This is a genomic window from Cuspidothrix issatschenkoi CHARLIE-1, assembly GCF_002934005.1.
Taxonomy (GTDB): domain Bacteria; phylum Cyanobacteriota; class Cyanobacteriia; order Cyanobacteriales; family Nostocaceae; genus Cuspidothrix; species Cuspidothrix issatschenkoi.
Window position 1 is genome coordinate 21,928 of the sequence record NZ_PGEM01000076.1, and the last position, 13,618, is coordinate 35,545.

8 protein-coding genes are annotated in these 13,618 nt (G+C 37.0%); 3 read left to right on the plus strand and 5 right to left on the minus strand.

Annotated features, from left to right (window positions below):
- Nucleotides 1-56: 56 nt before the first annotated feature.
- Complete coding sequence (locus CUN59_RS11085; protein WP_104387894.1) at nucleotides 57-1,769, plus strand: DUF3685 domain-containing protein; 1,713 nt, start codon at nucleotides 57-59, stop codon at nucleotides 1,767-1,769.
- A gap of 190 nt (nucleotides 1,770-1,959) precedes the next feature.
- Here CUN59_RS11085 and CUN59_RS11090 read toward each other — a convergent pair whose 3' ends face one another.
- The 5 genes from CUN59_RS11090 to mfd form a co-directional block, all read right to left on the minus strand.
- Nucleotides 1,960-3,417, minus strand: coding sequence for a dihydrolipoyl dehydrogenase family protein (locus tag CUN59_RS11090; protein ID WP_133164016.1), 1,458 nt, complete (start codon nucleotides 3,415-3,417; stop codon nucleotides 1,960-1,962).
- Between the two features lie 179 nt (nucleotides 3,418-3,596).
- The gene (cobD, locus tag CUN59_RS11095) at nucleotides 3,597-4,670 is read right to left on the minus strand and encodes a threonine-phosphate decarboxylase CobD (RefSeq protein WP_104387896.1); all 1,074 of its coding nucleotides are present in this window, start codon (nucleotides 4,668-4,670) and stop codon (nucleotides 3,597-3,599) included.
- A 26-nt stretch (nucleotides 4,671-4,696) separates the two neighbouring features.
- Complete coding sequence (locus CUN59_RS11100) at nucleotides 4,697-4,981, minus strand: HU family DNA-binding protein (RefSeq protein ID WP_104387897.1); 285 nt, start codon at nucleotides 4,979-4,981, stop codon at nucleotides 4,697-4,699.
- Between the two features lie 359 nt (nucleotides 4,982-5,340).
- Nucleotides 5,341-5,796, minus strand: a complete 456-nt coding sequence (locus CUN59_RS11105; RefSeq protein ID WP_104387898.1) for a helix-turn-helix domain-containing protein — start codon at nucleotides 5,794-5,796, stop codon at nucleotides 5,341-5,343.
- Between the two features lie 1,918 nt (nucleotides 5,797-7,714).
- Complete coding sequence (gene mfd, locus CUN59_RS11115) at nucleotides 7,715-11,254, minus strand: transcription-repair coupling factor (protein ID WP_104387899.1); 3,540 nt, start codon at nucleotides 11,252-11,254, stop codon at nucleotides 7,715-7,717.
- A 270-nt stretch (nucleotides 11,255-11,524) separates the two neighbouring features.
- On the opposite strand from mfd, the gene CUN59_RS11120 reads away from it, so the two are divergent.
- Together CUN59_RS11120 and CUN59_RS11125 are read left to right on the plus strand one after the other, a co-directional pair.
- Complete coding sequence (locus CUN59_RS11120; RefSeq protein WP_104387900.1) at nucleotides 11,525-12,838, plus strand: hemolysin family protein; 1,314 nt, start codon at nucleotides 11,525-11,527, stop codon at nucleotides 12,836-12,838.
- Between the two features lie 143 nt (nucleotides 12,839-12,981).
- On the plus strand, nucleotides 12,982-13,587 hold the full coding sequence (locus CUN59_RS11125; RefSeq protein ID WP_104387901.1) for a Uma2 family endonuclease: 606 nt from the start codon (nucleotides 12,982-12,984) through the stop codon (nucleotides 13,585-13,587).
- The last annotated feature ends 31 nt before the right edge of the window (nucleotides 13,588-13,618 follow it).

The following is a 13,618-nucleotide window of genomic DNA, read 5'->3' on the forward strand; positions in this document are numbered from 1 at the left end:
CACTTTCCGTTAGCTGGGATAAAACAGGTAAATATTGCAAATATTCGAGTACACCAATGAGCGATCGCCCTTTAGAATTTTTATTAATTGACCCAGATCCCATTTTCCGTTTAGGACTAAAGGTAACGCTGGAAGCTATTCCTAATTTACAGGTGGTAGCTGATGTTTCTACTGACACTGCGGCTTTGCAAGTGTTAGCGGAAATACTAGCGCGAAACCCTCGGCAAATTAAATTAATTATCTTAGCATTAGATCAAGAACGACTAGGATGGCAATTCTGCAAGGAATTGAAATCTTTATATCCTCACATACCTATATTACTCCTAACTGACCTATCTCAGCCAGAATTACTGATGGACGCAAAAGCAACAGGGGTAAATGGGTATTGTCCCAAAGGGATATCAATTTCTCAATTAGTCCCAATTGTGGAACAAGTAGCCAATGGTGGTTATTATTGGCCTGTAGAGACACAAATTTTTCCGCCTGTGGTATCTGCTTTACCATTTACTAAGTTGAGACAGAGTATACAAGCTTCTGGAAATAACTATATTAATCATACTCTCCATCAAGTTACAGCAGAATTAAAACTACCAGGAATAAGTCTATTAAATCAAGTTATCTTAGCAGGAAGACGACGGGAACTTTTAGCGGCGCGGTGGTGTGTAAATCATTTATTAACAGTACCCCAGGAAAGACAAAAAACGCCACCAGAACTCCAGTTACGATCAGCAGATGTTCGGGCAACTCCCAGTATGATCACAGGAGATACACAACCACCATATAATATGCCACCTGTGGTTAGTTCTCAACAACTGCAAGCTGAATTATTAACACAATGTTTAAATAAATTACAATTCCCTTTAGATAATCTCACAAATACACCTTTAGAAATTGATATTCTCAGAGAAGATAAAAAAAGAGAGTTACTTTATATTATTGTCCATAAATTTTCTCAGCAGTTGGCGGAAATTCGTACTTTTAATTTTGATAAACAACAATTATATAATTTAAAAGATCAGATTTTAGTAGATCTATGGCAATTTACGCTTACAGAATTTTTTGGTAATTATCGGCAAATTGTTGTTAACAAAGCAGAAATTAACTTGGTTAAATTTTTATTAGATAAAACTACAGACTTACAAACCCAACTAATTCAGCAAGTCCCCCTATTTTTTGAATTATTATCTTATTTAATTTTATTTACAGATTTGTATATTGATAATATTGCCTATAGAGCAGGAAGTCAAGAAGCCCAATCTCAAGCCTTAGCTATTGTAGAAAATTTATTTATTCATATAGCTAATCGTGTGATGCAGCCGTTATTAAATTACTTGGCGGATGCAGAAATTATTAAACAAAACTTTTATGATCGGCATATAATTTCCACTAGAGAAATTGAAAAATTCCGCAATAATTTATCTTGGAAATATCAATTATCTCAATATATCATCGAAGCTCAAACAATTTTTGAAAGTCGTTATGAATTATTTGTATTTGCCCCTCGTGGTATTGCCAAAATATCAGTTTATGCCCCTCGTAATCAAGAGTTAGCAGAACTAGCTGGTATTCCTTTAGGGGTGACATTATTGCTAGAATTCCGGGATGCCATTACCCCACGAATAAAATCTTTAGCAGGTTTTTTAGGAACTGGAATTGTTTTTGTCCTAACTCAAGTAATTGGTAGAGGTTTAGGTTTAATCGGTCGCGGTATTTTACAAGGAATTGGCAGCGTTTCTTTAACAGATAAAGGAGAACGGAAAGATCAGTAATTGCCATAAAGGTTTTACGATAACACCTTTATCACAAGTAATAAAACACATTTCTAATGAGGAATTACACGGCTACTTATCAGTATCAGGACTTACGCAAAACATACAAAAGTAGGGGTAATTCATGAATTACCCCTACGAAAGAATCAGGTTTTTGATTGCTTCGTGCGTAAGTCCTAAGTATAATTTACTATAAATTCCAATCACGACGATAATTAAAGAAACTTATTAACAATTCTTGTAAACTATGATTACGATTTAGTTTCAATGTTTGCCATTCTCGACTAGTTGCGACTAAAATTTCTGTATAGCTAGGATAAACTGCGGATAGCTGTGCTAATTTTGTAATGTTGATCTTTTCTGATATTGCCAAAGTGATTAAATTAATTAATTCTGTTGCTGCTTGACCGAAAATAGCACCGCCTAATATTTGCCCATTTTCTAAGACGATTATTTTACAAATACCAGTTATTTCGCCTCTAATTTGGGCGGAGGTAGCAGTTTTAAAATATTGTTTTAAAACTAAAATTTTCCGGGAAGAATATCTCTTTTTAGCTTGAGTTTCTGTTAAACCAACTTGGCCTACCATCGGCTGACAATTTATGCCCCAAGGTATAAGATCATAATTAACTTTATCTGTGGGCAAAAATAAGGCATTTTTGACGGCAATATTAGCTTCATAATTAGCAAGATTGGGTAAATCATAACCACCAATTACATCACCACAAGCGTAGATGCGATGGTTTGTAGTTTGTAATTTTTCATTCATAACTAAGTTATGTCTATGCCCTTTGACTCCGACTGCTGGTAAATTTAGATATTCTAAATTAGGTTGTTGGCCAATAGCAATTAAAATTTCATCAGTTTCAATAGCTTCATTTCCTACTTGCAGCCATTTTTTATTATCTATTATTCTGACTTGAGTAACTTCTGTTTGGTTTAAAATCCGCACTCCATCCACTTCTAATTGTGCTATGAGTAATTGAGCGATTTCCGGATCAAGATGGGATAAAATTTGCGGATGTTTAGCTATTAAAGTTACCTGACAACCAATTTTAGCTAGAAGTTGAGCAATTTCAATACTTTGGTGAACTCCGCCCAAAATCACCCATTTTTTTGGTAAGGGAGTGGTTTCTAAATATGACCAAATATTAGCTAATGTGAGATATTTAATAGTATCTAATCCAGGAATGTTGGGAATAAGAGGACGTGCACCATTAGCGAGTAGATAAGTACGACTATATAAACGTCTTTGATTAACTATAAAATTTAAGTGAGGATGGGCTTGAAATTCTCCATTACCAATAATAATATCCACTCCTTGAACTGCTAAATTACCTAATGAATTAATTTCATTGATGTTTTTATTAATTGTTTGGGCATAAAATAAACTGTTTTCCCAAGTCATATTTTGGGAGTTTAATTGAATATGATTTGGCAAATTCCCAAAATTACTTAAATTTTGATATTGACTCTCAAGATGATTAATTTGACTGAGGATATATTGATAATTGATGTGAGAGTGAGTCAAAAAATTTTCCTCAGCAATTAAAGCTACTTTAGCCTTAAAACCTATTGCCATTAAAGCAGCGTGATACCCAGCTAGAGTACCGCCTATGATCACGATATCATAATCAATATTGGACATTGGTAATTCGTAATTTGGAATTTGTAATTCGTAATTTGGAATTCGTAATTCGTAATTTGGAATTCGTAATTGGAAAAGACAAAACATAAGAAATCTTTGTCACCTGTCACCTGACTGGTCACTGAGCGATAGCCTGCCTGGCGTAGCCATAGCCGAAGTGCTGACTCCTGAATTCTTACTTAATTTTTAATTGTTTTCAGTGCATTTAATAGGCGTTGATTATCCGATTCAGTCCGAACGGCGACACGGAAGAAGCGATCGCCTAATTCTTTAAAACTTAAACAATCACGAATTAAAATCTGATGTTGCTGTAGTAATGTTTTTTGTAACTCAGAAGTAGAGGATGTAGATTCTACCAATACATAGTTAACAGCACCTTGTAGGGGGCGTAAACCAGGAATTGAGGTTAGACCTTGAAATAATTGATTTCTTGCCTGTGGTAGCCATTTCCATGTGAGAGTTTGAAATTCTGTGTCTTGGAGAGCAGCGATCGCTGCGGCTGCTGCTAAAGTATTCACAGGCCAGGGATCTCGCCATGACTTCCATGTCGCTAAACGGTGGGGATGAGCGATCGCATATCCCAATCTTAGCCCTGGTAAGCTGTAGAACTTCGTCAGCGATCTTAAAATTACTAAATTTTCATATTCCTGTACTAACTCAATTAAACTTTGTTCTTGCTGGGGTGGCAGAAAATCCATAAACGCTTCATCTACCACCACCAAAGCAAACTTGTCTAAATAGGGTAAAACAGACTCCCGTGAAAATAACCTACCCGTTGGGTTATGGGGATTATTTAATAGTAACCCCGATACTGAACTCTCTAGCCTGAATTGTGGAAATAGGGAACTGTTCTCATCTATCTCTGGGGACAAATTTACAGGAAACTCCAGAACTTTAGCCCCATAACTCGCAAGAGTGCGGTAATAGTCGCCAAAGGCCGGAGTCAGCAAAATTGTTCCTGCTAATTTTGCTAAATCTCTACCCACCAGAGTTAACAATTCTGCCGAACCATTACCAGGCAAAATCCACTCTGGGGGTAGTTGATGAAATTGACTCAGAGCTAGTCTCAGTTCACTATACTCTGGGTCAGGATAATTGCGGAGATTATCAAGTTGGGAAACAATCGCAGCGATAACGCTGTCTGGCGGACCCAACGGGCTAATACTGGCGGAAAAATCCACAATAGCATCCGGGGAACAGCCAGCCAGTGCTGCTGCCCAAGCTAAGTTTCCCCCGTGTGCTTGTTGTGGCATCAAAAATAGTTTCCCTATAACAGAAATTACTCTTTTGGGGGTGCTACTCTTTCTCTAAAGAGTTTCCCAGCGGAAAACGCGGGAACTCTAGTCGCAGGAATTTCCATTTTTTCGTTCGTTTTGGGGTTACGTCCTTCGCGGGCTTTGCGTTCCCGTGATTCAAAAGAACCAAATCCCACCAAAGTCACCTTATCACCGGAAGAAACCGCCTCTACAATGGTTTCGATGGCAGCACTCAAAACAGCATCAGCTTGTTTTTTAGTAACGTTGGCCTTTTCCGCCACTGCATCAACTAATTCACCTTTGTTCATATCAAACTCCTAAAGTTTTACTAGAGATTCTTTAAAGATGCACTATAAGAACATCTTTACGTAAATCTCTGTTTGTACAACTACAAAAATCGTTCCTTGAGAGTATTTACACTCAAAATCGCCGTAAATCCCATTGACTCGACTTTTCAATGAATCATTCTAAGGCGTTGTAGCCCGAAGTGGATAGATGAAACTATTAATTTATATAGATTTCAGGATTTTTAATGTTTTTTACCTCTTTTTTGTAATCAAAACTACCTATTTTTAGTAATAAATACTTAAATTGGTCATGGGTCATTGGTTATGAGGAAAATTTTTCCCTATACCTCCTTCCTACGCCCTGCTTCTTGCACTCTAAACTATGAAGTCTCATTTTTGGTAGATTTTTGCCGGATATTTATGACTTTTCCTCTAGCTTTCAGAACTCTACGCAGTCGGTCAGGGCTTAAATATACCTGTCTTTCCGACGCTAGTTTTTTGGCCAGTTGTTTAGAGCTATATATTTGAGAGTCCTGAAATAAACAGTTTTCTAAATACTCTAAATCATCTTCTGAGTAACGTGGTTTGCCACCTCGGCCTGGGGCATCCCATAATCCGGCTAAACCCATCTTTTCCCAGCGATGTAAGGTTTGACGGACTGTAGAAATTGCCCAGTTTAACCCTTGAGCAATTTGTTCGTTTTTTAACCCGCGAGCATTTAATAACAATACTTGAGCGCGGTCTTTAGTTCGTTGAGGAATATCCTTGGCTTTTCTCAACTCTTCAAGAGTTAATTTTTCCTCATCAGTTAAAACAATTTTCAGTCTGCATCCCATAAAACTTATTCTCTCATTAATTTATGATTGTGTATACTGATCCGTATTCTTGTTTATACAATAAAATGAGTATATAAAAACACGGTAAACTCAGGTAAATTACAAAGACTAAATTGACTAGAGTATAGTCGCAAATCTTTTGGACAATAATGCTGAGCTTTTTAAGTATATCAACATCTAAATAATTACCCAAGTTACTATTTATCTTTGTTGCTTGAGGTACTCTAAGTATATCTGTTGTTTTCGTATCTTCTGAAAATAAACTTGTTTCGACAATACACATAACTATTAATTATATTTTATATTTGGTAATCTAAGTCATAGCAAATTAAAACGATTTTGGTTAGGATTAAGATATACGATTGCTATTTGATTTTTGAACATATACGTATACTAGTACAGCACGGCGTAAATAAACCAACAATTATAAATCTCCCAAAAGCCTATACTGTGTTCGTTTTGACTTCCGCCCTGCGGTACTAGGTATTATCTACCCTAAAAGAGTTAGGTATTTTTCATAAATCATTGAGGATTTCTATATTCATGGAAATTAACCGTAGATGAAAAAAGATCAGCACCAAAGATGATTATGTATTTCTAAATGTGACATTTGGATAATTCCTTATCAAAAAAAAAGGTTTGGCATAATCACCAAACCTCCATAATTGCTGTGCTTAACAACGTACTTAACTAATTTAGTGATACTCTGATTACAGATCATCTTCCTAAAGACTGTATACAAACTTCTCTAAATATGATAAGGCCGATTCAATATATATTATTCAAGTTCTATGAAACTTAATTGTAGTAATTATAAATGAAAAATTTCATAGCAATCTTAAAAATGAAAAAAGCTTGGTTGTGAGCCAAGCCTTTGTATATACCAGGTGTTTACCATATATAGTTACTTTAAACCCTTGGTTATTAGTATTCATCATCCTATTAGGTGTGTACAAATTTCCTAAAATATGCTATGGCATAGTCAATTAGTATTTAATATCAGGCAAATAAAAAAAGACCCTGAAATTATTTTCAGGGTACATACACGTTTTTCAGGCATTAATGTATTTAAGACTAGTCAATTTTAATCCAGATTTCTACTACCTAAAGTAGAATTAAATCAGATATTTTGTGGATGAGCACATAAGAAGTTATATTAAATTAAGACTTACGCAAGAGTCACACCAAAAAATCTGTTGTAGGGTGCGTCAGACAGTATAAATCATGTAAATAACTAAATTCTTGATATCTGACGTGGTTGGTGAGCTTGTCGAACCATACCCTACCAATGTGTCAGTTACGTAAGTCCTGTAAATATAAAAAAGGCTTGGTAAATAGCCAAGCCTATGGATACCAAGTGTTTACCATAACTGGTTAATTTAGATTAATAGCAATGACAATTCATCTATCTAGAGAATACTATGTACTATAATTTATGAATTTTTATCAGAAAAAAGGTTTAGCATGAAGCTAAACCATTATAGAAAGCAGTTATTCGACACACCAAAGTCAATTCAAATCTACTTTTACTACTTTGACATCTTCCTAGAGAGTGAATCTAATTAGGGTTTGCTGAAAAAGTTGTCTGTGAGGAGAGGGAACTCTTAACTGGGAACAGGGTAAAGAGGCAATATTTTGTGATAATGTTCAAAATTATGGCTTATTTCTTATGTATAGCAAGCTTTCCGAAATTTTTTGGACTTGATTTTGCATATTAGGTACTGAAAAACCGAAATGATTCTTAACTTCTTAAAAGAAGAAAGCAGAATGATTATTAGCCTTATTAAAAAATTAGAAAATTAAAGATTTTTTCCCCTGTTCCCCGCTCCCTCTTACCCAATTAGTAATTTAGGATAACAAGTACCGAAGAACCGAAAATAAAGCAATGATTGCTCATTATTTAACCCAACCTACAAAATCAAACTAAAGTAGTTTCTGCAATTGCCCCTTGCATTTTCATGAAAGTATCTATTAAAGTTTGCAATTGTTGATCTGCTTTAAAGACTCCTAAACCTCTTGCTGTTACTTTTCCAGGAGAATAAACAAAACGGGTTTTCATGTTGGAAGCAAGGTTTTCTGCTAATAGATTCCATGCAGGTTCTTCCATTGGTGTTTCTAAAACAATGTGCTGTTTATTCTCTGGTTTAATACGGCTAAATCCCAGATTTTTGGCTAATTGTTTTAGTTCCATCACGCGCAATAATTGATTTGCAGGTACCGGTATAGTCCCATATCTATCAGTCCATTCCGCAGCAATTTGTTTTAATTCATATTTTGATTTTGCTGTAGCAACAGCGCGGTAAGCACTCATCTTTTGATCAGGATCGGTAATATAGGTTGAAGGAATAAATGCGGTAAGATTAAGGTCAATTTGTGTATCTTCAACTTTGGGTATTTCTTGACCTCTAATTTCTCGAATTGCTTCTTCTAACATTTCCATATATAAGTCAAATCCAATTGCATCCATTTGACCAGATTGTTCTGCACCTAGCAAGTTTCCTACACCGCGAATTTCCATATCTCGCATTGCTAATTGATATCCAGAACCAAGTTGTGTAAATTCTTGAATTGCCCTTAATCTTTGTCTGGCTGCATCGGATAATTCTCTTTGTTTAGGGTAAAATAACCATGCGTGTGCCTGTATTCCGGCACGTCCTACCCGACCACGTAATTGATATAATTGAGATAAACCAAAACGGTGGGCATCTTCAATTAATATTGTATTGACTCGCGGAATATCTAAACCAGATTCAATAATTGTTGTACAAACAAGAATATCAGCGTCATTATTGCCGAAAGTCAGCATGGTTGATTCTAACTCGCTTTCGTCCATTTGACCATGAGCGATCGCAAATCTTCCTCCTGGTATCATCTCTCGCAATTTTGTTGTTGTTTCCTCAATTCCTTCAACTCTGGGAACTACATAAAATACTTGTCCACCTCGATCTAATTCTTGACGAATTGCACTTCTGACAATATCAGAATTTAAAGGTGCGAGATGAGTTTGAATTGGTCTTCTGGTGGGAGGTGGAGTGGTAATTAAACTCATTTCCCGAATTCCTGATAATGACATATATAAGGTTCTGGGAATAGGAGTTGCCGAAAGAGTGAGAACATCAACTTGGGTTTTGAGACTTTTGATTTTTTCCTTTTGATTAACTCCAAATCTTTGTTCTTCGTCAATTACCAAAAGTCCTAAATCCTTAAATTGCACACCTTTTCCTAATAATTGATGTGTTCCGACAACTATATCTAATTCTCCCGTTGCGAGACGCTTTTGAATATTGCGTTTTTCTTCCGCACTACGAAAACGATTTAGTAAACCCACATTCACAGGATAGGGTGCAAACCGTTCTTTAATTGTATGATAATGCTGTTGCGTTAAAATTGTTGTTGGTGCTAAAAGTGCCACTTGCTTTCCTGCGGTGACAGCTTTAAAAATCGCCCGAATTGCAACTTCTGTTTTGCCAAAACCCACATCTCCACATACTAACCTGTCCATCGGTCTTTCACTTTCCATATCCCGTTTCACATCTTGTACGGCTTTTAGTTGATCTGTGGTAGGTTGATAGGGGAAAGAATCTTCCATTTCTTCTTGCCAAGGCATATCCTGGGGATAGGAAAAACCTTGTTGTTGAGAACGTGCGGCATACAGTTTTAACAAATCTACTGCTAATTTTTTAATGGCTTTGCGAACTTTATTTTTAGTATTTTCCCAAGCCTTTCCGGTCATTTTATGAAGTTCTGGAGGTTTATCTGCATTAGTTCTAAATCGAGATAAAGAACCAACTTGATCAGCAGCAACTCTTAATAAACCATCTGCATATTGCACAACTAAATAATCACGGGTTTCATCATTAATTGTTAAACTTTCTAATTTGACAAATTTACCAATTCCATGACTACGATGAACTACAAAATCTCCTTGACGTAATTTATTAGGATCAACTTGTTTAGATGTGGCTTGACGACGTTTACGGACATAGCCAAAATTAGCTAAGGAATGTTGTCCATAAAATTCTCTATCGGTGACAATTACTAACCGAAAAGAAGGTAAAATAAACCCTTCTAATTCTGCCAAACCGGAATATTTAAGAGCGATGGGGATATGATTAATTTGTAGTTTATCAATAGCTTGATAATCGCGGGGATTAGGGATAAACTGGGCAGGACAATCATGTTCTTGCAGCAGAGAAACAGAACGGGAAGGTTGAGCCGAAATTATCCAAACCGCAAAATTGCGTTCCCTCTCCTTTCTAATTGTTTCCCCTAACTTGGCAAATTGATGGGGTGTAACAGGTAAAGGTCTACTCCCTAAATTCAGACCACTATTTTCTTCTGATAATTCCGATAAATATAACTTTTTAAAATTACTAATTTCTGCTATACACTCATCAAAATTGCGATGGATTTTAGGTAATTCAACTGATAAATGTACGGGCGAAGCATTTGCAGAACTATTTTTTGTGACTACCGATAAGTTATCTTCCAAATGCTTCGCCCCTAATGACCACTGACTTTGAGCATTTTCCACCCAGCGATCGCTATGAGCATAACATTGTTCTGGTTCATCAATGGCAACAAGGGTATTTTGTGGTAAATAGTCCAGTAATGAAGCGGGTTTTGTAAAAGCTAACCCCAAAAATCGCCGACTTCCTTCGGAATTACCTAGCAAAGGGGGGAAAGTGTCAGCATCTAATGCTGTATTATCTTTCAGCCCATCTAAAACAATTGGTGCAAAACTTGTGGGGGTGAGGGTAAGTTTTCCTACCTTATCCAAGGCTGAACGCTGGGTGGCGGGGTCAAATTCCCGAATTTGTTCAATTTCGTCGCCAAACCATTCCAAGCGCACAGGTAACTCGGAGGACACCGGAAACACATCCACAATATCCCCCCGTCTACTCCATTGTCCTTCCGTTTCCACCAGGGGAACTCGTTCATATCCCAAAATCGTGATTTTTTCTCCAAACCCATCCAAATCAAATCCCATCCCCTTTTCTAAAGTGACACAAAATGATTTAAACGCCTCCGGTGGTGGCAAATGTGGCTGCAACGCCCCCACCGTCGCAATTATCGCCGTTCTTTGTTTTGGCAACTGACCACTGACAACTGACGACTGACCATTAACCAAATCTGCTAAAACCTGCATTTGACCCCAACTCAACTCATTTTCAGGGTCAAAAGGTTCATAGGGAGAAGCTTCGGAAGTGGGGTAAAAGTGGACAGTTTTCCATCCCATGGCTTCCATCTGGGCGAAAACCCGGCCAGCTTCCTCTAAAGTAGCACAAAATACACACAGATCCTGATCTTCATAACTTGCTAATGCTGAAGCTACCAGTCCCTTGGGGAGACGAGAAATACCATTTAACCGCAATTCCTGCTGTTTGTTGAGTTTAGTAATGAGTTCTGCGGTGAGAGGAGATCGCGCCAAAGCACGTACAATAGAAGAAAAGGCCATAAGTTTTACGTTAAAAAAGGAAGTCGCTAGTGATGTCAAAATCTAAAAGCAGTTTATATCAACTATTTTAAAAGTTTTAATCCTACTCTTGACCATGAATGCCCAAGAATAAACCATAACGGCTAATAGACAAAAAAATATAACTATGACTTTGTATATAGTCAAAGTATTTAGATAATCACCTAAAATACTGGATACTAATAAAATGTGTAAATAAACTAGATTGCCAACCTCTGTATAATTTTACTCTTTATACCAGCAATTTTAAAAATGTCTTCCATCAGTTTTGAGCTTTTAACAATTTTAGTCCTAATTTTTGCCAACGGTTTATTTTCGATGTCGGAGATGGCCGTAGTTTCCGCCCGGAAAGTCAGACTACAGCAGTTAGCCAACCAAGGAGATGTCAATGCTAGGGCTGCATTAAAACTCGCCGAATCGCCCAACCATTTTTTATCTATCGTCCAGGTGGGGATTACACTCATTAATATTCTTAATGGTGTCTTTGGTGGTGCGACCATTGCCAGAAGATTAGAAGATTATGTCAAGCTAGTTCCAATTTTAGCTAATTATAGTAATGCGATCGCCTTTGGCATAGTGGTTTTACTCATTACCTATTTTTCCTTAATTGTCGGTGAACTCGTCCCCAAACGTCTGGCTTTAAATAACCCCGAAAAAATTGCTGCTTTTGTGGCTATCCCCATGCGGGCCTTAGCAAAAATAGCCTCACCTATAGTTTATCTTTTGAGTGCATCGACAGATTTAGTATTAAGAGTTTTGGGAATTACCCCTTCAGAAGAACCCCAAGTCACGGAAGAAGAAATTAAAATTTTAATCGAACAAGGGACAGAAGCGGGAACTTTTGAAGAAGCCGAACAAGACATGGTAGAAAGAGTATTCCGGTTAGGCGATCGCCCCGTTACCTACTTAATGACACCCCGCCCTGATATAGTTTGGTTAGACTTGGACGACTCCCCTGAAGAAAATCGCCACAAAATGGTAGAAAGTGGTTATTCTCGCTATCCTGTTTGTCAAGAAGGATTAGATAATGTTCTGGGTATTATTCCTGTCACAGATTTATTAGCTAGAAGTTTACGCAATGAATCTTTTGATCTGACTCTAGGATTACGTCAACCGGTATTTGTTCCTGAAAGTACACGCGGTTTAAAAGTTTTGGAATTATTCAAACAAACCATCACACACATGGCTTTAGTGGTAGATGAATATGGTGTCATTCAAGGCTTAGTTACCCTCAATGATATCATGAGTGAAATAGTTGGGGATGTTCCCGCAGAACCAGGACAAGAAGAACCCCAAGCAGTACAAAGAGAAGATGGTTCTTGGTTAGTAGATGGAATGTTAGGAATAGAAGAGTTTTTAGAACTTTTTGATCTCGAAGAATTAGAAACTGAAGAAAGAGGAAATTATCAAACATTGGGCGGTTTTGTTATCACCCATTTAGGACGTATTCCCGCCGCCGCCGATCATTTTGAATGGGATGGTATGCGGTTTGAAGTTATGGATATGGACGGAAATCGGGTTGATAAGGTGCTAGTAGTACCGAAGGTAATTAGTAATGACAATTAGCAATGAAGTAAGGAGCTTAGAATGAAGAGCATTTTTTTATCTACATAAAAGGAGTGGGGGATCTTATCGCCTCACCTCAATTCTTGCCAAAATATTAGTAAAATTTAGCTATAATAATGCACAGCGAAAGATGCAGGTGACTTATGGTTCAAGCATTAACAAAACCATTAACATTGGAAGAATTTATTATCCAATATGGTAATAACCCCCACTATGAACTTGCAGATGGGGAACTGATTGATATCGAACCAACTGGACCTCATGAAACTGTTGGGGGTAAAATAGCTACTCACATAGGTATTACTATAACTGCCCAAAAACTTCCTTGGTTTATTCCTCGTACCTGTCTAATCCGTCCTTTCGCAGAAGCAGCCACAGCCCGCCGTCCTGATGTTGTAGTATTAGATGAAACTGTGCTGCACCATGAACCTTTTTGGGAACATGAACCAGTTATTGCTTTAGGACAATCAATTAAATTAGTAGTTGAAGTTGTTAGCACAAACTGGGAAACAGATTATGCACGTAAAGTTGAAGAATACGCTTTATTAGGAATTCCTGAATATTGGATTGTTGATTATCGGGGGTTAGGTGGTGTTGTTTTTATTGGTAAACCAAAACAGCCAACATTTACAGTTTGTCAATTAATTGGTGAAGATTACAACCAGCAAAAATATCGGTTAGGTGAGTTTATTAAATCTCATATTTTACCTAGTCTGCAACTGCGTCTTGATGATGTTATGCCAAGGTAAATGTTAGTTGGGAATGAAATTTTTAGCTGAA